Here is a 25,725-nt window from a genome sequence, read left to right on the forward strand (position 1 = left end):
GCTAGTGGACATGTGTCACGGGAAATTCAGCCTAGTTGGGTCTTATGTCATGTGAGGGAAAACGCACGTTTTCGCGGACGCAACTTCGAGTCCCATCGGCGCCGCCCGGCGGTGTGTCAAGTCCCGGCGCAGTCACCGCGGAATGAGTTTGCAAACTGTTGCATAACGATGCAAAATCGGCAGGTGGCCAATGCGACGAAGGTGGCGGTTGCCGGTGCCAGCGGATATGCCGGTGGTGAGATTCTCCGCCTGCTGCTCGGGCATCCGGCGTACGCCGACGGCCGGCTGAGGATCGGTGCGCTGACCGCGGCGACCAGCGCCGGCAGCACGCTCGGCGAACACCATCCGCACCTGACGCCGCTGGCCCATCGAGTAGTCGAACCCACCGAAGCTGCCGTGCTCGGTGGCCATGACGCCGTCTTCTTGGCCTTGCCGCACGGGCATTCGGCGGTGTTGGCGCAGCAACTGAGCCCCGAGACACTGATCATCGACTGCGGGGCGGACTTTCGGCTCACCGACGCCGCCGTCTGGGAGCGGTTCTACGGGTCGTCGCACGCCGGTAGCTGGCCGTATGGGTTGCCCGAGCTGCCGGGCGCGCGGGACCAATTGCGCGGCACCCGCCGCATCGCGGTGCCCGGCTGCTATCCGACCGCGGCACTGCTGGCGCTTTTTCCCGCGCTGGCCGCAGACCTTATCGAGCCCGCGGTGACCGTGGTCGCCGTGAGCGGTACCTCGGGGGCGGGTCGTGCGGCCACCACCGACTTGCTGGGCGCGGAGGTCATCGGGTCGGCGCGCGCCTACAACATCGCCGGCGTCCACCGGCACACCCCCGAGATCGCTCAAGGGCTACGCGCGGTCACCGACCGCGACGTCTCGGTCTCGTTTACCCCGGTGCTGATCCCGGCCTCCCGTGGCATCCTGGCCACCTGCACGGCACGCACCCGATCACCCCTGTCGCAGCTGCGGGCAGCCTACGAAAAGGCCTACCATGCAGAGCCTTTCATTTATCTGATGCCGGAGGGGCAGCTGCCGCGCACCGGCGCGGTGATCGGCAGCAACGCAGCGCACATCGCCGTCGCGGTGGACGAGGACGCGCAGACGTTCGTGGCGATCGCCGCGATCGACAACCTGGTCAAGGGCACCGCCGGCGCCGCGGTGCAATCGATGAACCTGGCGCTGGGCTGGCCGGAGACCGACGGCCTTTCGGTTGTGGGGGTGGCGCCGTGACCGACCTGGCCGGCACCACCCGGCTGCTGCGCGCTCAGGGCGTCACCGCCCCGGCCGGCTTTCGGGCCGCCGGCGTCGCCGCCGGGATCAAGGCCTCCGGTGCGCTGGATCTGGCGCTGGTGTTCAACGAGGGACCCGACTACGCCGCCGCCGGGGTGTTCACCCGCAACCAGGTCAAGGCGGCGCCGGTGCTGTGGACCCAGCAAGTGCTGACCACCGGGCGGCTGCGCGCGGTGATCCTCAACTCCGGCGGCGCCAATGCCTGCACCGGGCCGGCCGGCTTCGCCGACACCCACGCCACCGCGGAGGCGGTGGCCGCGGCGTTGTCGGACTGGGGAACCGAGACCGGGGCCATCGAGGTCGCCGTCTGCTCCACCGGGCTGATCGGCGACCGGCTGCCGATGGACAAGCTGCTCGCCGGCGTCGCCCACGTGGTGCACGAGATGCATGGCGGGCTGGTCGGCGGCGATGAAGCCGCCCACGCCATCATGACCACCGACAACGTGCCCAAACAGGTTGCGCTGCACCATCACGACAACTGGACGGTCGGCGGCATGGCCAAAGGCGCGGGCATGCTGGCGCCGTCGTTGGCCACCATGCTGTGCGTGCTCACCACCGACGCGGCCGCCGAGCCGGCCGCACTCGAGCGGGCGCTGCGCCGCGCCGCCGCGGCCACGTTCGACCGGCTCGACATCGACGGCAGCTGCTCCACCAACGACACCGTGCTGCTGCTGTCGTCCGGGGCCAGTGAAATCCCCCCTGCCCAGGCCGATCTCGACGAGGCCGTGCTACGGGTCTGCGACGATTTGTGCGCCCAGCTGCAGGCCGACGCCGAAGGCGTCACCAAACGCGTCACCGTGACCGTGACCGGGGCCGCCACCGAAGACGACGCGCTGGTCGCCGCCCGCCAGATCGCCCGCGACAGCCTGGTCAAGACCGCGCTGTTCGGGTCCGACCCGAACTGGGGACGGGTGCTCGCCGCCGTCGGGATGGCACCGATCACCCTCGACCCGGATCGAATCAGCGTGTCGTTCAACGGTGCCGCGGTGTGTGTGCACGGTGTCGGCGCTCCCGGTGCGCGCGAGGTGGACCTGTCGGACGCGGACATCGATATCACCGTCGACCTCGGCGTCGGCGACGGGCAGGCGAGGATCCGAACCACTGATCTGTCGCATGCCTACGTCGAAGAGAACTCGGCCTACAGCTCATGAGCCGCATCGAAGCACTGCCCACCCACATCAAAGCGCAGGTGCTGGCCGAGGCCCTGCCCTGGCTCAAGCAGTTGCACGGCAAGGTCGTCGTCGTCAAATACGGCGGCAACGCGATGACCGACGACACGCTGCGGCGCGCGTTCGCCGCCGACATGGCGTTTCTGCGCAACTGCGGCATCCATCCCGTCGTGGTGCACGGCGGGGGGCCGCAGATCACCGCCATGCTGCGGCGGCTCGGCATCGAGGGCGACTTCAAGGGCGGATTCCGGGTCACCACACCCGAAGTGCTCGACGTGGCCCGGATGGTGCTGTTCGGTCAGGTGGGCCGGGAACTGGTCAACCTGATCAACGCGCACGGACCGTATGCCGTCGGGATCACCGGCGAGGACGCGCAGCTGTTCACCGCCGTGCGGCGCAGCGTCACCGTCGACGGCGTGGCCACCGACATCGGCCTGGTCGGCGACGTCGACCAGGTGAACACCGCGGCAATGCTGGATCTGGTTGCGGCGGGCCGGATCCCGGTGGTGTCCACGCTGGCCCCGGATGCCGACGGCGTGGTGCACAACATCAACGCCGACACCGCCGCCGCGGCGGTCGCCGAAGCCCTGGGCGCCGAAAAGCTGTTGATGCTCACCGATATCGACGGCCTGTACACCCGCTGGCCGGATCGCGACTCGCTGGTCAGCGAGATCGACACCGGCACACTGGCGCAACTGCTGCCGACGCTGGAATCGGGCATGGTCCCCAAGGTCGAAGCGTGCCTGCGGGCGGTCATCGGCGGGGTGCCCAGCGCGCACATCATCGATGGGCGGGTCACACACTGCGTGTTGGTGGAGTTGTTCACCGACGCGGGCACCGGCACCAAGGTGGTGCGCGGATGACCGGCGCTTCGACCACGACGGCGACCATGCGGCAGCGGTGGCAAGCCGTGATGATGAACAACTACGGCACCCCCCCGATAGCGCTGGCCAGCGGTGACGGCGCCGTGGTCACCGACGTGGACGGCAGAACCTATATCGACCTGCTCGGCGGCATCGCGGTCAACGTGCTGGGCCATCGCCACCCCGCGGTCATCGAGGCCGTCACCCGGCAGATGTCGACGCTGGGGCACACCTCCAACCTGTATGCCACCGAACCGGGCATCGCGCTGGCCGAGGAGCTGGTCGCGCTGCTGGGGGCCGACCAGCGGACGCGAGTGTTCTTCTGCAACTCCGGCGCCGAGGCCAACGAGGCGGCGTTCAAGCTGTCTCGGCTCACCGGACGCACGAAACTGGTCGCCGCCCACGACGCCTTCCACGGCCGCACCATGGGCTCGCTGGCGCTCACCGGACAACCGGCCAAGCAAACGCCGTTCGCGCCGCTGCCCGGCGACGTCACGCACGTCGGCTACGGCGACGTCGACGCGTTGGCCGCCGCCGTCGATGACCACACCGCCGCGGTGTTCCTGGAACCGATCATGGGGGAGAGCGGGGTCGTCGTCCCGCCCGCGGGCTACCTTGCCGCCGCCCGCGACATCACGGCGCGGCGCGGCGCGCTGCTGGTGCTCGACGAGGTGCAAACCGGGATGGGCCGCACCGGAGCGTTCTTCGCCCACCAGCACGACGGCATCACCCCGGACGTGGTGACCCTGGCCAAGGGTCTGGGCGGCGGGCTGCCGATCGGTGCCTGCCTGGCCGTCGGGCCGGCCGCCGAACTACTGACCCCAGGCCTGCACGGCAGCACCTTCGGCGGCAACCCGGTCTGCGCCGCGGCGGCGCTGGCGGTGCTACGGGTGCTGGCGAGCGACGGCCTGGTCCGCCGCGCCGAAGTCTTGGGCAAATCGTTGCGGCACGGCATCGAAGCGCTCGGCCACCCGCTCATCGACCACGTGCGCGGACGCGGACTGCTGTTGGGCATCGCGCTGACCGCCCCGCACGCCAAGGACGCCGAGGCCACCGCCCGCGACGCCGGTTACCTGGTCAACGCGGCCGCACCCGACGTCATCCGGTTGGCGCCGCCGCTGATCATCGCCGAAGCACAGCTCGACGGCTTTGTCGCCGCCTTGCCGGCAATCCTGGACCGCGCCGTGGGGGCCCCGTGATCAGGCATTTCCTGCGCGACGACGATCTGTCCCCGGCCGAACAGGCCGAGGTGCTCGAGCTCGCGGCCGAGCTGAAGAAAGACCCGGTTAGCCGTCGTCCCCTGCAAGGGCCGCGCGGGGTGGCGGTCATCTTCGACAAGAACTCCACCCGCACCCGGTTCTCCTTCGAGCTGGGCATCGCGCAGCTGGGCGGGCATGCCGTCGTCGTCGACAGCGGCAGCACCCAGCTGGGCCGCGACGAAACCCTGCAGGACACCGCAAAGGTGTTGTCCCGCTACGTCGATGCCATCGTCTGGCGAACCTTCGGCCAAGAGCGGCTGGACGCCATGGCGTCGGTCGCGACGGTGCCCGTGATCAACGCGCTCTCCGATGAGTTCCATCCGTGTCAGGTGTTGGCCGACCTGCAGACCATCGCCGAACGCAAGGGGGCGCTGCGCGGCCTGAGGTTGTCCTACTTCGGCGACGGCGCCAACAACATGGCCCACTCGCTGCTGCTCGGCGGGGTCACCGCGGGTATCCACGTCACCGTCGCGGCTCCCGAGGGCTTCCTGCCCGACCCGTCGGTGCGGGCCGCGGCCGAGCGCCGCGCCCAGGATACCGGCGCCTCGGTGACTGTGACCGCCGACGCCCACGCGGCCGCCGCCGGCGCCGACGTTCTGGTCACCGACACCTGGACGTCGATGGGCCAGGAAAACGACGGGTTGGACCGAGTGAAGCCGTTTCGGCCGTTTCAGCTCAACTCGCGACTTCTGGCGCTGGCCGACTCGGATGCCATCGTGTTGCATTGCCTGCCGGCCCATCGCGGCGACGAGATCACCGACGCGGTGATGGACGGGCCGGCCAGCGCGGTGTGGGACGAGGCCGAAAACCGGCTGCACGCGCAGAAGGCGCTGCTGGTGTGGCTGCTGGAGCGCTCATGAGCCGCGCCAAGGCCGCGCCCGTTGCGGGGCCCGAGGTCGCCGCAAACCGCGCCGGCCGCCAGGCGCGCATCGTGGCGATCCTGTCGTCGGCGCAGGTGCGCAGCCAAAACGAACTGGCGGCGCTGCTGGCCGCCGAGGGCATCGAGGTCACCCAAGCCACACTGTCACGCGATCTGGAAGAGCTCGGCGCGGTGAAACTGCGCGGCGCGGACGGCGGCACCGGCATCTACGTGGTGCCCGAGGACGGCAGCCCGGTGCGCGGCGTCTCGGGCGGTACCGACCGGATGGCGCGGCTGCTCGGTGAGCTGCTGGTGTCGACCGACGACAGCGGCAACCTCGCGGTGTTGCGCACCCCGCCGGGCGCGGCGCACTACCTGGCCAGCGCCATCGACCGCGCGGCCCTGCCCCAGGTCGTCGGCACCATCGCCGGTGATGACACCATCCTGGTGGTGGCCCGCGAGCCGACGACCGGCGCGCAACTGGCCGGCATGTTCGAGAACCTTCGGTAAGGAGAGTCATGTCAGAGCGCGTCATCCTGGCCTATTCCGGCGGTCTGGACACCTCGGTGGCGATCAGCTGGATAGGCAAGGAGACCGGCCGTGAGGTGGTGGCGGTGGCGATCGACCTCGGGCAGGGCGGCGAGCACATGGACGTCATACGGCAGCGGGCGCTGGACTGCGGCGCGGTGGAGGCTGTCGTCGTCGACGCCCGCGACGAGTTCGCCGAAGGCTACTGCCTGCCCACCGTGCTGAACAACGCGCTGTACATGGACCGCTACCCGCTGGTGTCGGCGATCAGCCGGCCGCTGATCGTCAAACACCTGGTCGCCGCGGCGCGCGAGCACGGCGGCGGCATCGTCGCGCACGGCTGCACCGGCAAGGGCAACGACCAGGTCCGGTTCGAAGTCGGGTTCGCCTCGCTGGCACCGGATTTAGAGGTGTTGGCGCCGGTGCGCGACTACGCGTGGACGCGGGAGAAGGCGATCGCGTTCGCCGAGGAGAACGCGATCCCGATCAACGTCACCAAACGTTCGCCGTTCTCCATCGACCAGAACGTCTGGGGCCGCGCGGTGGAGACCGGCTTCTTAGAGCACCTGTGGAATGCCCCAACCAAGGACATCTACGCCTACACCGAAGACCCCACGATCAACTGGGGGGTCCCCGACGAGGTGATCGTCGGCTTCGAACGCGGCGTGCCGGTGTCCGTCGACGGCAAGCCGGTGTCGATGCTGGCGGCGATCGAGGAGCTCAACCGCCGCGCCGGAGCGCAAGGTGTCGGGCGCCTCGACGTCGTGGAGGATCGGCTGGTGGGCATCAAGAGCCGCGAGATCTACGAGGCGCCCGGCGCGATGGTGCTGATCACCGCGCACACCGAACTCGAACACGTCACCCTGGAGCGTGAGCTGGGCCGGTTCAAACGCCAGACCGACCAGCGCTGGGCCGAACTGGTCTACGACGGGCTGTGGTACTCGCCGCTGAAGGCCGCGCTGGAGGCTTTCGTCGCCAAGACCCAGGAGCACGTGTCCGGCGAGGTGCGGCTGGTGCTACACGGCGGCCACATCGCGGTCAACGGCCGGCGCAGCGCGGAATCGTTGTACGACTTCAACCTGGCCACCTACGACGAGGGCGACAGCTTCGACCAGTCCGCCGCCCGCGGCTTCGTCTACGTGCACGGGCTGTCCTCCAAGCTCGCCGCCCGCCGGGATCTGCGGTGACGGTTCTCCCGCGAGCAGACGCAGAATCGCACCGCCACGCCCGTCGGCGTGCGATTCTGCGTCTGCTCGCCACAGAAAAGTGAGCACCAACGAGGGGTCGCTGTGGGGCGGGCGGTTCGCCGGCGGCCCGTCCGACGCGCTGGCCGCGCTGAGCAAGTCCACCCACTTCGACTGGGTGCTGGCCCCCTACGACCTCACCGCGTCGCGGGCGCACACCATGGTGCTGTTTCGGGCCGGGCTGCTCACCGAGGAGCAACGCGACGGGCTGCTCGCCGGCCTGGACAGCCTCGCCCAAGACGTCGCCGACGGCAGCTTCGGCCCGCTGGTCACCGACGAGGACGTGCATGCCGCGCTGGAGCGGGGCCTGATCGACCGGGTCGGACCGGACCTGGGCGGCCGGCTGCGGGCCGGGCGCTCGCGCAACGACCAGGTGGCCGCGCTGTTTCGGATGTGGCTGCGCGACGCGGTGCGCCGGGTCGCCACCGGTGTGCTCGACGTGGTCGGTGCGCTGGCAGAGCAGGCCGCCGCACACCCGAGCGCCATCATGCCCGGCAAAACCCACCTGCAGTCCGCCCAGCCGATCCTGCTGGCACACCATCTGCTCGCGCACGCCCACCCCCTGCTGCGCGACCTGGACCGCATCGTCGACTTCGACAAACGCGCGGCGGTGTCCCCGTACGGCTCGGGCGCCTTGGCCGGCTCGTCGCTGGGCCTGGATCCCGACGCGATCGCCGCGGACCTCGGTTTCTCGGCTGCCGCGGACAACTCCGTCGACGCGACCGCCGCCCGCGACTTCGCCGCCGAGGCGGCGTTCGTGTTCGCCATGATCGCCGTCGACCTGTCCCGGCTGGCTGAGGACATCATCGTCTGGAGCTCGACGGAATTCGGCTACGTCACGTTGCATGACTCGTGGTCCACCGGTAGCTCGATCATGCCGCAGAAGAAGAATCCGGACATCGCCGAGCTGGCCCGCGGCAAGTCCGGGCGGCTGATCGGAAACCTGGCCGGGCTGCTGGCCACCCTGAAAGCCCAGCCCCTGGCCTACAACCGCGACCTGCAGGAAGACAAGGAGCCGGTGTTCGATTCGGTGGCCCAGCTGGAGCTGCTGCTGCCGGCGATGGCCGGGCTGGTGGCCAGCCTGACCTTCAATGTCCAGCGGATGGCGGAGCTGGCCCCGGCCGGCTATACGTTGGCCACCGATCTCGCCGAATGGCTTGTGCGGCAAGGTGTTCCGTTTAGGTCCGCGCATGAGGCCGCGGGTGCGGCGGTGCGTGCGGCCGAACAGCGCGGCGTGGGGCTGCAGGAACTCACCGACGACGAGCTGGCCGCCATCAGCCCCGAGCTGACCCCGCAAGTCCGCGAGGTGCTGACCATCGAAGGCTCGGTGTCGGCCCTCGATTGCCGGGGTGGCACCGCGCCGGGCCGGGTTGCCGAGCAACTGAACGCCATTGGTGAAGCCGCCGAGCGGCTGCGCCGCCAGCTGGTGCGCTGAGGGGGCCTCGAAACTTTGCCGGCCAGTTCCAGGCGGGCTAAACTTCGGGCTCTAGGCGACCCGGTTGAACCATTCGGCCTCGATGTGCGTGTCAAAGGGGTGGGACCAGTGAGCGTCATCGCAGGTGTGTTCGGCGCGTTGCCGCCGTATCGCTATTCACAACGCGAGCTCACCGACTCGTTTGTCAGCATCCCGGATTTCGAGGGCTACGAAGACATCGTTCGCCAGCTGCACGCCAGCGCCAAAGTCAACAGCCGCCACCTGGTCTTGCCGCTGGAGAAATACCCGAAGCTGACCGACTTCGGCGAGGCGAACAAGATTTTCATCGAAAAAGCCGTGGACTTGGGCGTGCAAGCCCTGGCGGGGGCACTCGACGAGTCCGGTCTGCGACCCGAGGATCTCGACGTGTTGATCACCGCCACGGTCACCGGACTGGCGGTGCCGTCGCTGGATGCCCGGATCGCCGGGCGGCTGGGGCTGCGCGCCGATGTCCGGAGGGTGCCGCTGTTCGGGCTGGGCTGCGTGGCCGGGGCGGCCGGGGTCGCCCGGCTGCACGACTACCTGCGCGGGGCCCCGGACGGCGTTGCCGCGTTGGTCTCGGTCGAGCTGTGTTCACTCACGTATCCGGGATACAAGCCGACGCTGCCGGGCCTTGTCGGCAGTGCGTTGTTTGCTGACGGCGCCGCGGCGGTGGTGGCCGCAGGTGTGAAGCGCGCCCAGGACATCGGCGCCGACGGGCCGGACATCCTGGATTCGCGCAGCCATCTGTACCCCGACTCGCTGCGCACCATGGGATACGACGTCGGCTCGGCCGGGTTCGAGCTCGTCCTATCACGGGACTTGGCGGCCGTGGTCGAGCAGTATCTGGGCAATGACGTCACCACCTTCCTGGCTTCGCACGGCCTGAGCACCACCGACGTCGGCGCCTGGGTCACCCATCCCGGGGACCCAAGATCATCAACGCCATCACCGAGACCCTCGACCTGTCGCCGCAGGCTCTCGAGCTGACGTGGCGCTCGTTGGGCGAAATCGGGAATCTGTCGTCAGCGTCGGTGCTGCATGTGCTGCGTGACACCATCGCCAAACCGCCCCCCAGCGGAAGTCCCGGGTTGATGATCGCCATGGGCCCAGGCTTCTGTTCCGAACTCGTGTTGCTGCGCTGGCACTGATGCTGGATTCCGCGAGCGTAACGCCACTGCGCTATTCGGATCGCAATCTCGCAGTGACGTTACGCTCGGCGGACCTCGTGCCATGAACAGCACTCCCGAAGACCTCGTCAAGGCCCTGCGCAGATCGCTCAAGCAAAACGAGCGACTGAAGCGAGAGAACCGGGATCTTCTTGCCCGGACCACCGAGCCGGTGGCGGTGGTGGGGATGGGATGCCGCTATCCGGGTGGGGTGGATTCGCCGGAGACGCTGTGGGAGCTGGTGGCACACGGCCGTGACGCGGTTTCGGAGTTCCCGGCGGATCGCGGCTGGGATGTGGCGGGGTTGTTTGACCCCGATCCCGACGCGGTAGGCAAGTCGTATACCCGGTGCGGCGGGTTCTTGACGGATGTCGCCGGTTTTGACGCCGAGTTTTTCGGGATCGCACCCAGCGAGGCGCTTGCGATGGATCCCCAGCAGCGGTTGCTGTTGGAAGTGTCGTGGGAAGCGTTGGAGCGGGCGGGCATCGACCCAATCACGTTGCGGGGTTCGCAGACGGGCGTGTTCGCCGGGGTGTTCCACGGCTCGTATGGGGGCCAAGGCCGGGTGCCGGGTGACCTGGAGCGCTACGGGCTGCGTGGCTCGACGCTGAGCGTGGCCTCCGGGCGGGTGGCGTATGTGTTGGGCCTGCAGGGCCCGGCGGTGTCGGTGGATACCGCGTGTTCGTCGTCGTTGGTGGCACTGCATTTGGCGGTGCAGTCACTGCGCCTCGGCGAATGCGACCTGGCGCTGGTCGGTGGGGTCACCGTGATGGCCACCCCGGCGATGTTCATCGAGTTCAGCAGGCAGCGGGCGCTGTCCGCCGATGGTCGTTGTAAGGCCTATGCGGGTGCCGCCGATGGGACCGCGTTTGCCGAGGGCGCCGGGGTGCTCGTGCTGGCGCGGTTGGCTGACGCGCGCCGGTTGGGGCATCCGGTGCTGGCGCTGGTGCGCGGATCGGCGGTCAATCAGGACGGCGCCTCCAACGGGCTGGCCACGCCGAATGGGCCGGCGCAGCAACGGGTGATCACTGCGGCGCTGGCCAGTGCGCGGTTAGGTGTCGCCGACGTGGATGTGGTCGAGGGGCACGGGACGGGCACCACGTTGGGGGATCCCATTGAGGCGCAGGCGATTTTGGCGACGTATGGACAGCGGTCGGCCGATCGGCCGTTGTGGCTGGGGTCGATCAAATCGAACATCGGTCATACGTCGGCGGCTGCGGGGGTCGCCGGGGTGATCAAGATGGTGCAGGCGATGCGCCACGGCGTGCTGCCCAAGACGTTGCACGTGGATGTGCCGACGCCGCATGTGGATTGGTCGGCGGGGGCGGTGTCGTTGTTGACCGAGCCGCGGCCGTGGCACGTGCCGGGCCGGCCGCGGCGGGCCGGTGTGTCGTCGTTCGGGATCAGCGGCACCAACGCACATGTGATTCTGGAAGAGGCACCGGCAGTGGAACCGGTTGGCGCGGCCCATGGCAACGACCCGGTGGCGGTGCCGTGGGGGCTGTCGGCGAGGTCGGCGCAAGCGTTGACCAACCAGGCGCGACGGCTGTTGGCCTGGGTGGGCGCCGATGAGAACGTGCGCCCGCTCGATGTGGGGTGGTCGCTGGTCAACACCCGGTCGCTGTTTGATCATCGGGCCGTGGTCGTGGGCGCCGACCGCACTCAGCTGATGGAAGGGCTGACGGGTCTGGCGGCCGGCGTGCCCGGCGCCGACGTGGTGGCGGGCCGCGCCCAGACGGTGGGCAAGACGGCATTCGTGTTCCCGGGCCAGGGCGCGCAGTGGCTGGGCATGGGAGCCCAGTTATGTGCTACCGCACCGGTGTTCGCCGAACATATCCATCGCTGCGAACGGGCGCTGCGTGAGCACGTGGAGTGGTCGCTGCTCGACGTGCTGCGCGGGGCACCCGGCGCACCGGGGCTGGATCGGGTGGATGTGGTGCAGCCGGCGTTGTGGGCGGTGATGGTGTCGCTGGCCGAATTGTGGCGGTCGGTGGGTGTGGTTCCCGACGCGGTCATCGGGCATTCGCAGGGGGAGATCGCGGCGGCATATGTGGCGGGCGCCCTGTCGCTTCGGGACGCGGCTGCGGTGGTGGCACTGCGCAGCCGGTTGCTGGTGCGGTTGGGCGGTGCCGGCGGCATGGTCTCGTTGGCCTGTGGCCAGCCGCAGGCCGAGAAGTTGGCGTCCCAATGGGGAGACCGACTGAATATCGCTGCAGTCAATGGTGTCTCGTCGGTCGTGCTGGCCGGCGAGACGGATGCCGTGACGGAGCTGATGCAGCGATGTGAGGCCGAAGGCATTCGTGCCCGCAGGATCGACGTCGACTACGCGTCACACTCGGCGCAGGTGGACGCGATCCGGGAGGAGCTCATCGCGGCGCTGCGAGGTATCGAACCCCGTACTTCCACGGTGGCGTTCTTCTCCACTGTCACCGGCGAACTCATGGATACCGCCGGTGTGAACGCCGAGTACTGGTACCGAAGCATCCGCCAGCCGGTGCAGTTCGAACGCGCCGTCCGCAACGCCTTCGACGGCGGATACCGGGTGTTCGTCGAATCCAGCCCCCATCCGGTCCTGATCGCCGGCATCGAAGAGACGTTGGTCGACTGTGATCGCGGCGCTACGGGTGAACCGATTGTCATTCCGACGCTGGGTCGCGATGACGGCGGGGTGGGCCGGTTTTGGCTGTCGGCGGGGCAGGCCCACGTTGCGGGCGTGGGTGTTGACTGGCGTGCCGCGTTTGCCGACCTGGGAGGCCGCCGGGTGGAGTTGCCGACGTACGCGTTTGCGCGCCAGCGGTTCTGGCTAGACGGCCTAGGTGCTGTTGGCGGCGATCTGGGTGGTGTCGGCTTGGTGGGCGCCGAGCATGGATTGTTGGCTGCAGTGGTGCAACGGCCCGACTCGGGTGGGGTGGTGTTGACGGGCCGGATATCGGTGGTCGCTGCGCCGTGGCTGGCCGATCATGCGGTGGGCCCGGTGGTGCTGTTCCCGGGCACGGGGTTTGTTGAGTTGGCCTTGCGGGCCGGTGACGAGGTGGGTTGTTCGGTGCTGCAGGAGTTGACGTTGCAGGCACCGTTGGTGCTGCCGGCAGATGGGGTGCGGGTCCAGGTGGTGGTGGGCGGCGTCGAGCAGTCGGGTACTCGGAATGTGTGGGTGTATTCGGCTGCCGGCCAGGCGGATTCGAGTCCGGGATGGACGTTGCACGCGCAGGGCGTGTTGGGGGTTGGCTCGGTGCAGCCGGCCGCGGAGCTGTCGGTGTGGCCGCCGGTTGGGGCACGGGCGATGGACGTCGCCGACGGGTATCAGGTGTTGGCGGCGCGGGGGTATGGGTATGGGCCGGCGTTTCGGGGTTTGCAGGCCTTGTGGCGGCGGGGGGCCGAGGTGTTCGCCGACGTCACTCTCCCTGAGGGTGTGCCGATACGGGGGTTTGGGATTCATCCGGCGGTGTTGGATGCGGCGTTGCATGCGTGGGGAATTGTCGAGGGTGAGCAGCAGACGATGTTGCCGTTCTCGTGGCAGGGGGTGTGTTTGCACGCAAGCGGGGCTGCGCGGGTCCGTGTGCGACTGGCGCCGGTGGGCCGGGGGGCGGTGTCGGTGGAGTTGGCCGATCCGCAGGGGTTGCCGGTGTTGTCGGTGCGGCAGTTGATGGTTCGTCCGGTCTCAGCGGCCGCGTTGTCGAGGTCGACCGCCGGCGACCGGGGATTGCTGGAGATGATCTGGACACCGGTGCCGTTGGAGGGCGGCGACATTGGCGACGACGCCGTGGTGTGGGAGCTGCCGCCTCACGCCGGCGCGCAGGCCGGCGGGGATGTGCTGGCAGCGGTGTACCGGGGTGTGCACGAGGTGTTGGAGGTGTTGCAGTCGTGGTTGGCTAGCGATGCGACCGGTCTGGGTGTGGTGGTGACGCGTGGGGCGGTGGGTCCGGTTGATGACGATGTCACCGATTTGGCGGGTGCTGCGGTGTGGGGGTTGGTGCGCTCTGCCCAGGCTGAACATCCGGGCCGGGTGGTGTTGGTGGATACCGATGGGTCGGTCGCTGTCGAGGATGCGGTTGGTTTCGGCGCACGCTCGGGTGAGCCGCAGCTGGTGGTTCGTCGAGGCCGGGTATATGCGGCACGGTTGGCCCCGGTAGCGGCCGGGTTGACTTTGCCTTCGGCGTCGGCTGGGGGCTGGCGGTTGGTTGCCGGTGGTGGGGGGACTTTGGCGGATGTGGTGGTGGCGCCCGTTGCTCCGGTGGAGCTGGCGACGGGGCAGGTGCGGGTGGCCGTGGGTGCGGTGGGGGTCAATTTCCGGGATGTGTTGGTGGCGTTGGGGATGTATCCCGGCGGCGGGGAACTGGGTGTCGACGGGGCAGGGGTGGTCGTTGAAGTCGGCCCGGGGGTAACCGGTTTGGCCGTTGGTGACCGGGTGATGGGGTTATTGGGGCTGGTGGGTTCGGAGGCGGTGGTGGATGCGCGGTTGGTAACCATGGTGCCGGCGGGCTGGTCGTTGGTGGAGGCAGCGGCCGTGCCGGTGGCGTTTCTGACGGCGTTTTACGGGCTGTCGGTGTTGGCGGAGGTCGCGGCGGGGCAGAAGGTGTTGGTGCATGCCGGCACCGGCGGGGTTGGTATGGCAGCGGTGTCGTTGGCGCGGTATTGGGGTGCAGAGGTTTTCGTCACGGCGAGTCGCGCCAAGTGGGATACATTGCGGGCGATGGGTTTTGACGATATCCATATCTCCGACTCGCGATCGTTGGAGTTCGAGGAGGCGTTTCTGCGGGCCACCGAGGGCAGCGGTGTGGACGTAGTGCTGAACTCGCTCGCCGGTGAGTTCACCGATGCCTCGCTGCGGCTACTGCCCAGCGGTGGCCGCTTTATCGAGCTGGGTAAAACCGATATTCGCGACGGGCAGACGGTGGCCGAGCGGCATCGGGGGGTGCGGTATCGGGCGTTCGATTTGGTCGAAGCCGGCCCAGACCGCATTGCGGCGATGCTTTCCGAGGTAGTGGGGTTGCTAGCGGCCGGAGTGTTGGCGCGGTTGCCGGTCAAGACTTTTGATGCGCGATGCGCCCCGGCGGCCTACCGGTTTGTCAGTCAGGCCCGTCATATCGGCAAGGTCGTGTTGACCATCCCCGATGGTCCGGGTGGGCAGTCCGGGTTGGCGGGGGGCACCGTGGTGGTCACTGGGGGGACCGGCATGGCCGGTTCGGCGGTGGCTACCCATTTGGTCCGGCGACATGGGGTGGCCAATCTGGTTCTGGTCAGCCGAAGCGGTGAGCAGGCCGACAGGGCGGCAGAAGTCGCGGCCCTGTTGCGCGAGGGCGGGGCCCAGGTGGCGGTGGTCTCCTGTGATGTGGCTGATCGTGATGCGCTGGCGGCATTGTTGGCGGGTCTGGATCCGCGCTATCCGCTTAAAGGGGTGTTTCATGCCGCTGGGGTGTTGGACGATGCCGTGATCACGGGCTTGACACCGGATCGGGTGGATACGGTGTTGCGGGCCAAGGTCGATGGGGCCTGGAATCTGCACGAGCTAACCGAGGACATGGATTTGTCGGCGTTTGTGGTGTTTTCGTCGATGGCCGGGATTGTGGGCACACCGGCTCAGGGGAATTATGCTGCGGCGAATGCGTTTTTGGACGGGTTGGTGGCCTATCGGCGCTCGCGTGGGCTGGCCGGATTGTCGGTGGCGTGGGGACTGTGGGAGCAGGCCTCGGCGATGACCCGGCACCTCGGCGAGCGGGATCGCGCCAGGATGACGCAGGCCGGGCTCGCTCCGCTAACCACCGAGCAGGCGCTAGGGTTCCTGGACACTGCGCTGCAGGCCGATCGCGCGGTGGTAGTGGCGGCCCGGCTGGATCGTGCCGCGCTGGCCGGCGCTGGTGCTGCGCTACCGGCATTATTCAGCCAGTTGGCTGCCGGTCCGACCCGGCGGAGGATCGACGCCGCCGATACGGCGGTGTCGATGTCGGGCTTAGTCAGCCGGCTGCATGCGCTCACGCCCGAGCGGCGGCAGCGCGAACTCACCGATTTGGTGATCAGCAATGCCGCGGCGGTGTTGGGTCGTTCCAGCAGTGTCGATATCAACGCTCACAAAGCATTCCAAGATCTCGGGTTCGATTCCTTGACCGCCGTGGAGCTGCGCAACCGACTCAAGACCGCCACCGGGCTCACGTTGTCGCCCACGCTGATCTTCGACTACCCCACGCCGGCCACGCTGGCCGAACACCTCGACAGCCGGCTAGTCACCGCCAGCGGTAGCGATCAACAAAGCCTGTCAGACCGTGTTGACGACATCACCCGCGAGCTAGTTGTGCTGCTTGACCAACCCGACTTGAGCGCCAACGTCAAAGCGCACCTGCGCACCCGCCTGCAAACCATGTTGACCAGCCTGACCACTGAAGACGACGACATCGCCGCCGCGACCGAAAGCCAGCTTTTCGCCATCCTCGACGAGGAACTCGGCTCCTAACCCCCCGCAAGGAACACCAATGTCGGGAACCACCACGCATGTTGACTACCTGAAGCGTCTCACGGCAGATCTGCGGCGCACCCGCAGACGCCTGTCCGACTTGGAAGCCAAGTTGTCCGAGCCGGTTGCGGTGGTCGGAATGGGATGCCGTTATCCAGGTGGGGTGGATTCGCCGGAGACGTTGTGGGAGCTGGTGGCCCAGGGCCGTGATGCGGTATCGGATTTTCCGGCGGATCGCGGGTGGGATGTGGACGGGTTGTTTGATCCTGACCCGGATGCATGCGGGAAGATGTATACCCGCCGCGGGACGTTTCTGGAGCATGCGGGTGACTTCGACGCCGGATTCTTTGGAATCGGTCCTAGCGAGGCGCTGGCGATGGACCCGCAACAGCGCCTGCTATTGGAAGTGTCGTGGGAAGCGTTGGAGCGTACGGGAATTGACCCGACCAAGTTGCGGGGTTCGGCAACGGGTGTGTTCGCCGGTGTTATCCATGCCGGCTATGGGGGCCAGCTATCCGGCGAGCTGGAAGGCTATGGGTTAACGGGTTCGACGCTGAGTGTGGCCTCCGGGCGGGTGGCGTATGTGCTGGGGTTGGAGGGTCCGGCGGTGTCGGTGGACACGGCGTGCTCGTCGTCGTTGGTGGCGCTGCATTTGGCGGTGCAGTCGCTGCGGTCGGGGGAATGCGATTTGGCGCTGGCCGGTGGGGTGACGGTGATGGCCACCCCCGCCGCATTCGTCGAGTTCAGCCGGCAGCGGGCGCTGGCGCGCGACGGTCGGTGCAAGGTATACGCCGGTGCCGCCGACGGGACCGCGTGGTCAGAAGGCGCCGGGGTGCTGGTGGTGGAGCGGCTGGTGGATGCACGGCGGTTGGGGCATCCGGTGCTGGCCCTGGTGCGCGGATCGGCGGTCAATCAGGACGGCGCCTCCAACGGTTTGACGGCACCCAATGGGCCATCCCAGCAGCGGGTGATTCGGGCGGCGTTGGCCAGTGCGCGACTGCGCGCGGTTGAGGTGGATGTGGTCGAGGGGCACGGGACCGGGACCATGCTGGGGGATCCGATTGAGGCGCAGGCGCTTTTGGCGACCTACGGTCAGGACCGCGTTGAGCCCCTGTGGTTGGGGTCGATCAAATCGAACATCGGTCATACATCGGCGGCGGCGGGGGTGGCCGGGGTGATCAAGATGGTGCAGGCGATGCGGCATGGGGTGATGCCCAAGACATTGCATGTGGATGTTCCTACGCCGCATGTGGATTGGTCGGTGGGGGCGGTGTCGTTGTTGACTCAACCGCGGGCGTGGTCGGTTCACGGCCGGCCGCGGCGGGCCGGGGTGTCGTCGTTCGGGATCAGCGGCACCAATGCGCATGTGATTCTTGAGCAGGCACCGGTAGTTGAAAGTGTTGTGCCAGAAGTTGCATCCCCAACAGCGGCGTCCGCCGTGCCGTGGGTGCTGTCGGCCCGGTCGGAGCAGGCGTTGGCCGGTCAGGCGCAGCGGCTGCTGGCTTTCGTCGCGGCCAACCCGGATTTGGATCCGATCGATGTGGGGTGGTCGTTGGTCAAGACGCGGGCGATGTTCGAGCATCGGGCGGTGGTCGTGGGTGCTGATCGCGGGGCCCTGCTGGCGGGGTTGGCGGCGTTGGCCGCTGGTGAGTCGGGTGCGGGCGTGGCAGTGGGTCGAGCGCGGTCGGTGGGGAAGACGGTGTTCGTGTTTCCCGGGCAAGGGGCCCAATGGGTAGGCATGGGAGCGCAGTTATATGCCGAATTACCCCTGTTCGCCCTGGCTTTTGACGCGGTGGCCGAAGAGCTGGATCGGCACCTGCGGCTGCCGCTGCGAAACGTGCTCTGGGAAGGTGACGAGGCGCTGTTGACTAGCACCGAGTTCGCCCAGCCGGCGTTATTCGCAATCGAAGTGGCGTTGGCAACGTTGTTGCAGCACTGGGGTATCAGCCCGGATTTCCTGATCGGACATTCGGTGGGCGAGATCGCGGCAGCACATTTGGCCGGGGTGTTGTCGTTGACCGATGCGGCGGGTTTGGTGGCTGCCCGCGGCAGGTTGATGGCGGAGTTGCCCGCCGGTGGGGTGATGGTGGTGGTGGCCGCCAGCGAAGAAGAAGTGCTGCCAGTGCTGGTCGACGGGGCGAATCTCGCGGCGGTCAACGCGCCGCACTCGGTGGTGGTTTCAGGGTGCGAGGCAGCGGTCAGCGATATTGCCGATCACTTTGCCCGCAGGGGCCGCCGGGTGCATCGGCTAGCGGTATCACATGCGTTTCATTCGTTGCTGATGGAACCGATGCTTGCCGAGTTCACGCGGATCGCTGCCGGTATTTCGGTGTCGAAACCGCGGATTCCGTTGGTGTCCAATGTGACCGGGCAGATGGCCGGCGCAGGCTACGGCGATGGACAGTACTGGGTGGAGCATGCGCGGCGCCCCGTGCGATTTGCCGAGGGCGTCCAGTTGCTGAATGCGGTTGGGGCCACAAGGTTTGTTGAGGTGGGTCCCGGCGGTGGCCTGACAGCATTGGTCGAGCAGTCGCTGCCTTTAGGCGAGGCGCTATCGGTGGCGATGATGCGTAGAGAGCACCCCGAAGTGTCGTCGGTGCTCGGCGCCGTGGCGACATTGTTCACTGCGGGTGCCCAAATGGATTGGCCGGCGGTGTTTGGCAGTCCGGGTCGACGGATCGAATTGCCGACCTATGCGTTTCAGCGGCAGCGGTATTGGTTGCCGCCTACGTCGGCGGGTTCGGCAGACATCAGCGGTGTTGGTCTGCTGGCAGCCCGGCATGGTTTGTTGGGTGCGGTTGTGGAGCAACCGGATTCGGACGTGGTGGTACTGACCGGCCGGCTATCGGTGGGGGAGCAGCGGTGGTTGGCCGATCACGTGATCGCTGGAGTGGTGTTGCTCGCCGGTGCGGCTTTCGTGGAACTGGCGCTGCGAGCCGCCGACCAGGTGGATTGTGGGGTGGTCGAGGAGCTGACGGTGGTGACTCCGTTGGTTTTGCCGACGGTGGGCGGGGTGCAGCTACAGGTGGTGGTGGGTGTCGGTGAGATGGGTCAGCGGCCAGTGTCGATATATTCACGCAACGCTGAGTCGGATTCCGGGTGGGTGTTGCATGCCCGGGGCGTATTGGGGGCAAAGGCGGTTGCCCCGGCAGCGGATTTGTCGGTGTGGCCGCCGCTGGGTGCTGCCCCGGTTGATGTCGATGGCGCCTATCAGCGATTCGCCGAACTGGGCTATGAATATGGCCGGGCGTTTCAGGGTCTGACGGCCATGTGGCGGCGGGAATCGGAGCTCTTCGCCGATGTTGCCGTCCCCGACGATGTCGATGTGACGTTGAGTGGGTTCGGAATTCACCCACTGGTGCTGGATGCGGCCTTGCATGCAATGGGCATGGTGGGCGAGCAGGCAGCTACCATGCTGCCCTTCTCCTGGCAAGGGGTCTCCCTGCATGCCGCGGGTGCGTCCCGGGTTCGGGCGCGGATCGCGCCGGCCGGTGATGGCACGGTGTCGGTGGAGTTGGCCGATCAGGCGGGGTTACCGGTGTTGTCGGTACAGGCATTGGTCATGCGTTCGGTGTCGTCTCAGCTGTTGTCGGCGGCCGTCGCCGCTGCCGATGCCGCAGGTCGCGGGTTGTTGGAAGTGGCGTGGTTGCCAGTGGAATTGGCGCACAACGACATCAGCGCCGACCTCGTGGTCTGGGAGTTGGAGTCTTTCCAGGACGGTGTGGGTCCGGTGTATTCGGCTACGCATCGGGTGTTGGTGGCATTGCAGTCCTGGCTGGCCCAGGAGCGGGCCGGCCGACTGGTGGTGCTGACCCAAGGGTCGGTCGGCCAGGATGCCACGAACTTGGCCGGCGCCGCGGTGTGGGGGTTGGTGCGGTCGGCTCAAGCCGAACATCCGGGTCGGGTGATGTTGGTCGATTCGGACGGCTCGATGGATGTTGGAGATGTCATTGGCTGTGGTGAAGAGCAATTGATGATCCGGAACGGCACAGCCTATGCCGCCCGGCTGGCACAGCTTCGACCACAGCCGATCCTGCAGTTGCCCGATACCAACTCGGGCTGGCGGTTGGTCGCCGGCGGCGCGGGCACCCTTGAGGATTTGACGTTGGCATCATGCCCTGCAAAGGAATTGGCACCTGGACAGGTTCGAATAGAGGTGCGGGCTTTGGGTGTCAATTTCCGGGATGTGTTGGTGGCGTTGGGAATATATCCCGGTGCCGCGGAGTTGGGGGCCGAAGGGGCAGGGGTGGTCACCGAAGTCGGTCCAGGCGTGACCGGTTTAGCAGTTGGTGATCCGGTGATGGGTCTGTTGGGGGTGGCGGGGTCGGAAGCGGTGGTCGATGCGCGGCTGGTGGTCAAGCTGCCGAACCGGTGGCCGCTGACCGATGCTGCGGGTGTGCCGGTGGTGTTTCTGACGGCCTACTACGCGTTACGCGTGCTGGCGCAGGTGCAGCCGGGCGAGTCGGTGCTGGTACACGCCGCTGCGGGCGGGGTGGGTATGGCGGCAGTGCAACTGGCTCGGCTGTGGGGATTGGAGGTTTTCGCTACTGCCAGTCGCGGCAAGTGGGACACGTTGCAGACAATGGGATGTGACAACACGCATGTTGCCGATTCACGCACACTGGCATTCGAGGAGACGTTTTGGCTGACCACCGAGGGTCGCGGCGTGGATGTGGTGCTCAACTCGCTGGCCGGTGAGTTCACCGACGCATCGTTGCGGTTACTGCCGCGAGGCGGTCGCTTCATCGAGATGGGCAAAACCGAGTTCGGGACGCCCAGGTCGTTGCCCAGGACCATCCTGGGGTGGCCTACCGGGCTTTCGACTTGATGGAGGCCGGACCGCAGCGGATTGCGCAGATGCTGGCCGAGTTAGTCGAGTTGTTCAAAACTGAAGCGCTGCATCGGCTTCCAGTCAAGTCATGGGATGTGCGGCACGCTCGGGAGGCGTATCGGTTCTTGAGCCAGGCGCGCCATGTCGGCAAAGTGGTGCTGACCATGCCGGACGCGTGGGCCGCGGGCACGGTGCTGATCACCGGTGGCACTGGGATGGCAGGTTCTGCGGTGGCGCGTCATCTGGTGAGTCGATACGGGGTGCGGCAGGTGGTGTTGGCCAGTCGTGCTGGTGAGCACACGGAGAGCGTCGCAGCATTGGTGGACGAGCTCGGCTCGGCCGGCGCCCGAGTGCAGGTGGTGTCTTGCGATGTGGCCGATCGTGATGCGGTGGCGGGTTTGGTGGCAAGCCAACCAGATCTGACTGCAGTGTTTCATGCGGCTGGGGTTCTTGACGATGCGGTAATCACCGGATTGACGCCGGAGCGGGTGGATAAGGTATTGCGGGCCAAGGTCGATGGGGCCTGGAATTTGCATGAGCTCACCCGGCACCTGGATGTGTCAGCGTTTGTGTTGTTTTCGTCGATGGCCGGGATTGTGGGTGCGCCGGGCCAGGCCAATTATGCTGCAGCGAACGCGTTTTTGGACGGGTTGGCGGCCTATCGGCGATCACGTGGACTGGCCGCGTTGTCGGTGGCGTGGGGATTGTGGGAGCAGGCTTCGGCGATGACCGAGCATTTAGGCGAGCGGGATCGGGTCCGGATGAGTCAGGTTGGACTGGCGCCGTTGCCTACCAACCAGGCGATGGGATTCCTGGATGCCGCGTTGCTGGCGGATCGGCCCGTGGTGGTGGCTGCTCGGCTGGATCGTGCCGCGCTGGCCGGTGCCGAGCTGCCGGCACTATTTAGCCAGTTGGTTGCCGGTCCGATCCGACGGATCATCGACGGCGCCGATGAGGTGTCGGGGTCGGGATTGGCGTCGCGGCTGCACGGGCTGACTCCCGAGCAGCGGCACCGCGAACTCACCGAGTTAGTATGTAGCAACGCCGCGATCGTGTTGGGGCATTCCGGCACTGAGATCGACGCGCACAAGGCATTCCAGGATCTCGGGTTTGATTCGCTGACAGCGGTGGAGCTGCGCAACCGGCTCAAGACTGCGACCGGGTTGACCTTGCCACCGACCTTGATCTTTGACTACCCCACGGCCGCCGAGTTGGCCGAACACCTCGACATCCAGCTGGCGAACGCCCCTGCCGTCACGGTCGACCAACCCAACCCGTCGACTCGTTTCAACGAGGTCACCCGCGAACTACAAGCATTGCTCGACCAACCCAACTGGAACCCCGACGACAAAACGCGCCTGATCAAGCGATTGCAAGCGATTTTGACCGATTGCACCGCTCCACCGGCCAGCTCCGGCCCGTCTACCACCCATGACGACGAGGACATCACCACCGCCACTGAAAGCCAGCTTTTTGCCATCCTCGACGACGAACTTGGACCTTAGCGCACGTGCAACCGACAGGCATCGCAATCATCGGGCTGGCATGCAGGTTTCCCACCGTCGTCAGCCCCGGCGACCTCTGGGACCTGTTGCGCGACGGGCGAGAGGCTGCTGGATCCATTGACAACGTCGCCGATTTCGACGCCGACTTTTTCAACCTATCCCCCCGCGAGGCGAGCGCGATGGACCCCAGGCAACGACTGGCGCTCGAACTCACCTGGGAACTGCTCGAAGACGCTTTCGTGGTGCCGGAAACGCTGCGCGGACAACCGATCGCGGTCTACCTCGGAGCGATGAACGACGACTACGCAGTACTGACGCTCGCGGCGGACCGTGTTGACCATCACGCGTTCGCTGGCACTAGTCGGGCAATCATCGCAAACCGCGTGTCGTTTGCTTTCGGGCTGCGTGGACCAAGCGTGACGATCGACTCCGGTCAGTCGTCATCCCTGGTAGCGGTGCATCTGGCATGCGAAAGCGTGCGAACAGGCGAAGCGCCGCTGGCGATTGCCGGTGGTGTTCACCTCAACTTGGCACGCGAAACAGCCATGCTGGAACAAGAATTCGGCGCGGTATCGCCGTCCGGCCATACCTACGCATTCGATGAACGTGCCGACGGCTACGTACCAGGCGACGGCGGTGGCCTCGTTCTGCTGAAGCCGGTGCAAGCTGCCCTGGACGACGGAGATCGAATCCACGCGATCATCCGCGGCAGCGCGGTCGGCAACGCCGGGCACAGCGCTACCGGGCTGACCGTGCCGTCGGTCGCCGGCCAGGTGGACGTCATCAGGCGGGCGATGTCCGGCGCGGGGGTGGATTGCCATCAGGTTCACTACGTCGAGGCACACGGGACCGGCACCAAGATCGGCGACCCGATCGAGGCGCGGGCGCTGGGTGAGATCTTCGCGGCGCGGCAACGTCGCCCGGTGAGTGTGGGGTCGGTCAAGACCAATATTGGTCATACCGGGGGAGCCGCTGGAATCGCCGGATTACTCAAGGCGGTGTTAGCGATTGAAAATGCCGTGATTCCACCCAGCCTCAACTACGTCGGTGCCCCAATTGATTTGGATAGCCTTGGGCTTCGGGTCGACACCGCGTTGACGCCGTGGCCGGTGGCGGATGAGCCGCGACGGGCTGGGGTGTCGTCGTTTGGCATGGGTGGGACGAACGCGCATGTGATCCTGGAACAGGGTCCGACGCAGTCGCCAGAGATAGTGGAATCTGTTGCCGCAGCGGGTAGTAACGCTCCGGTGGCGGTGCCGTGGGTGTTGGCTGCGCGGTCGCCGCAGGCGCTAACCAACCAGGCGGGGCGGTTGTTGGCGCACCTGACTGCCGACGACGGCCTGACCGCGCTCGATGTGGGGTGGTCGTTGGTGAGTACCCGGTCGGTGTTCGACCATCGCGCGGTGGTGGTGGGCGCTGATCGGGGGCGTCTGATGGCGGGGTTGGCGGGGTTGGCCGCCGGTGAGCCGGGCGCGGGTGTGGTGGTGGGTCGTGCGCGGTCGGTGGGCAAGACGGTGTTTGTGTTTCCCGGACAGGGGTCGCAGTGGCTGGGGATGGGCCGGCAGTTGTACGGCCGGTACTCGGTGTTTGCCCGGGCTTTTGACGAGGTCGTTGCGGTGTTGGATGGGCAGCTGCGGCTGTCTGTGCGGCAGGTGATGTGGGGCGCCGATGCCGGGCTATTGGAAAGCACAGAGTTTGCTCAGCCGGCGTTGTTTGTCGTCCAGGTGGCATTGGCCGCGTTGTTGCAAGACTGGGGTGTGCTGCCCGATCTTGTGATGGGTCATTCGGTGGGTGAGATTGCTGCGGCGTATGTGGCCGGGGCGTTGTCGCTGGTGGATGCCGCGCGGGTGGTGGCGGCGCGCGGCCGGTTGATGCAGGCGTTGCCCGCTGGTGGGGTCATGGTGGCCGTAGCGGCCAGCGAAGACGAAGTGGCACCGTTGCTCACCGAGGGCGTGTGCATCGCTGCGGTGAACGCGCCGGAATCGGTGGTGATTTCGGGTGAGCAGGCTGCCGTGGGTGTGGTAGTGGATCGATTGGTGGGGTTGGGTCGGCGGGTGCGGCGGTTGGCAGTGTCGCATGCGTTTCATTCGGTGTTGATGGACCCCATGGTCGAGGAGTTCTCGAAGGTGCTGGCTGATGTCTGCGTGCGGGCGCCGCGGATTGGGTTGGTCTCGAATGTGACAGGTCAGCTGGCCGGTGCTGGGTATGGGTCGCCGGCGTATTGGGTTGAACATGTGCGCAAGCCGGTGCGGTTCTTCGACGGTGTGGGATTGGCTGAATCCCTCGGGGCCAGGGTGTTTGTGGAAGTGGGTCCCGGTGCCGGGTTGGAGGCGTCGGTGGCGCTGCTAGCCAGGGATCGGCCTGAGGTGGAGTCGGTGCTGGCCGGGGTGGGGCGACTGTTCGCCGAAGGGGTGGCGGTTGATTGGTCTTCGGTCTTTGCGGGTTTGGGCGGCCGGCGGGTGGAGTTGCCGACGTATGGATTTGCCCGGCAGCGGTTTTGGTTAGGTGACAATGGCGAGTTGTCGGTGGACCAGACGGGCAAAGACGCCGGCGCAATTGCGCGATTGCAAAGCCTAGCCCCACCGGAACTGCAGCGCCAGCTGGTAGAGTTGGTGTGCTTCCATGCAGCAATCGTTTTGGGTCGCAAGAGCAGCCATGACATCGACCCCGAATGTGCTTTCCAAGACTTGGGATTTGATTCAATGAGCGGGGTCGAACTACGCAATCGTCTCCAGATGGCTATCGGTTTGCCCGGCTTGTCGCTGCCGCGCACTTTGATCTTCGACTATCCCACTGCGAGTGCCCTCGCCGAATGCCTTGGCCAGCTCTTAGGCGGCCAACACGAATCATCCGACGACGAGAGTATTTGGCAGCTGCTGAAAAACATTCCTATCCACCAGCTTCGACGCACCGGCTTGCTGGACAAATTGCTGCTGCTGGCCGGCCAGCCCGAGGAGTCCTTGGCTGGTCGGACCGTCAGCGACGAGGTTATCGACTCGTTAAGCCCCGAAGCTCTTATCGGGCTGGCGCTCGATGAGGACGAGAACGATATTCGATGACGAAATCCGTCCTGGCAGGCTCAAATTATGCTATCGGCATAGGTGCAAATACGA

General features: G+C 66.9%; 11 protein-coding genes and 3 pseudogenes. All 14 read left to right on the forward strand.

Annotated features, from left to right (window positions below; translation table 11 throughout):
* The first annotated feature begins 168 nt into the window (after positions 1 to 168).
* The 14 genes and pseudogenes from argC (at position 169) to FF952_RS08820 (ending at position 25,671) form a co-directional block, all read left to right on the forward strand.
* Complete coding sequence (gene argC, locus FF952_RS08760) at positions 169 to 1,227, forward strand: N-acetyl-gamma-glutamyl-phosphate reductase (protein WP_003898960.1); 1,059 nt, start codon at positions 169 to 171, stop codon at positions 1,225 to 1,227.
* A complete protein-coding gene (gene argJ / locus FF952_RS08765; protein ID WP_003408160.1) occupies positions 1,224 to 2,438 on the forward strand; it encodes a bifunctional glutamate N-acetyltransferase/amino-acid acetyltransferase ArgJ in 1,215 nt (404 codons plus the stop codon). The genes argC and argJ overlap by 4 nt, the downstream gene beginning before the upstream one ends.
* Complete coding sequence (gene argB, locus FF952_RS08770) at positions 2,435 to 3,319, forward strand: acetylglutamate kinase (RefSeq protein ID WP_003408161.1); 885 nt, start codon at positions 2,435 to 2,437, stop codon at positions 3,317 to 3,319. Before argJ ends, argB begins: the two co-directional genes overlap by 4 nt.
* Complete coding sequence (locus FF952_RS08775) at positions 3,316 to 4,518, forward strand: acetylornithine transaminase (protein ID WP_003408163.1); 1,203 nt, start codon at positions 3,316 to 3,318, stop codon at positions 4,516 to 4,518. The genes argB and FF952_RS08775 overlap by 4 nt, the downstream gene beginning before the upstream one ends.
* Positions 4,515 to 5,438: an ornithine carbamoyltransferase gene (argF, locus tag FF952_RS08780; protein WP_003408165.1), complete on the forward strand. Its 924-nt coding sequence runs from the start codon at positions 4,515 to 4,517 to the stop codon at positions 5,436 to 5,438. The genes FF952_RS08775 and argF overlap by 4 nt, the downstream gene beginning before the upstream one ends.
* Positions 5,435 to 5,947, forward strand: coding sequence for an arginine repressor (locus tag FF952_RS08785; RefSeq protein ID WP_003408178.1), 513 nt, complete (start codon positions 5,435 to 5,437; stop codon positions 5,945 to 5,947). Before argF ends, FF952_RS08785 begins: the two co-directional genes overlap by 4 nt.
* A gap of 8 nt (positions 5,948 to 5,955) precedes the next feature.
* Positions 5,956 to 7,152: an argininosuccinate synthase gene (locus FF952_RS08790; RefSeq protein WP_003408179.1), complete on the forward strand. Its 1,197-nt coding sequence runs from the start codon at positions 5,956 to 5,958 to the stop codon at positions 7,150 to 7,152.
* A gap of 79 nt (positions 7,153 to 7,231) precedes the next feature.
* Positions 7,232 to 8,644 (forward strand): argininosuccinate lyase, encoded by a 1,413-nt coding sequence (gene argH, locus FF952_RS08795; protein ID WP_003904667.1) that lies wholly within the window; start codon positions 7,232 to 7,234, stop codon positions 8,642 to 8,644.
* 108 nt (positions 8,645 to 8,752) lie between these two features.
* Positions 8,753 to 9,813, forward strand: a pseudogene (locus FF952_RS08800) (type III polyketide synthase).
* A gap of 82 nt (positions 9,814 to 9,895) precedes the next feature.
* Positions 9,896 to 16,276 (forward strand): type I polyketide synthase, encoded by a 6,381-nt coding sequence (locus FF952_RS08805; protein ID WP_031653846.1) that lies wholly within the window; start codon positions 9,896 to 9,898, stop codon positions 16,274 to 16,276.
* A gap of 19 nt (positions 16,277 to 16,295) precedes the next feature.
* Positions 16,296 to 21,104, forward strand: a complete 4,809-nt coding sequence (locus FF952_RS08810; RefSeq protein ID WP_020824512.1) for a type I polyketide synthase — start codon at positions 16,296 to 16,298, stop codon at positions 21,102 to 21,104.
* Positions 21,105 to 21,133: 29 nt separating this feature from the next.
* Positions 21,134 to 21,760, forward strand: a pseudogene (locus FF952_RS20950) (SDR family NAD(P)-dependent oxidoreductase); the annotation flags it as partial.
* 318 nt (positions 21,761 to 22,078) lie between these two features.
* Positions 22,079 to 22,345, forward strand: a pseudogene (locus tag FF952_RS20955) (acyl carrier protein); the annotation flags it as partial.
* Positions 22,346 to 22,617: 272 nt separating this feature from the next.
* Entirely contained in the window at positions 22,618 to 25,671 is a 3,054-nt protein-coding gene (locus FF952_RS08820; RefSeq protein ID WP_003903553.1) for a type I polyketide synthase, read from the forward strand.
* The last annotated feature ends 54 nt before the right edge of the window (positions 25,672 to 25,725 follow it).

It is taken from the genome of Mycobacterium tuberculosis complex sp. N0072 (assembly GCF_030323725.1).
Lineage (GTDB): Bacteria > Actinomycetota > Actinomycetes > Mycobacteriales > Mycobacteriaceae > Mycobacterium > Mycobacterium tuberculosis.

Bases quoted from the DNA above. Each gene is read 5' to 3' on its own strand.
- argC (WP_003898960.1), top strand. From the start codon at position 169: ATGCAAAATCGGCAGGTGGCCAATGCGACGAAGGTGGCGGTTGCCGGT.
- argB (WP_003408161.1), top strand. From the start codon at position 2,435: ATGAGCCGCATCGAAGCACTGCCCACCCACATCAAAGCGCAGGTGCTG.
- FF952_RS08775 (WP_003408163.1), top strand. From the start codon at position 3,316: ATGACCGGCGCTTCGACCACGACGGCGACCATGCGGCAGCGGTGGCAA.
- FF952_RS08785 (WP_003408178.1), top strand. From the start codon at position 5,435: ATGAGCCGCGCCAAGGCCGCGCCCGTTGCGGGGCCCGAGGTCGCCGCA.
- FF952_RS08790 (WP_003408179.1), top strand. From the start codon at position 5,956: ATGTCAGAGCGCGTCATCCTGGCCTATTCCGGCGGTCTGGACACCTCG.
- FF952_RS08805 (WP_031653846.1), top strand. From the start codon at position 9,896: ATGAACAGCACTCCCGAAGACCTCGTCAAGGCCCTGCGCAGATCGCTC.
- FF952_RS08810 (WP_020824512.1), top strand. From the start codon at position 16,296: ATGTCGGGAACCACCACGCATGTTGACTACCTGAAGCGTCTCACGGCA.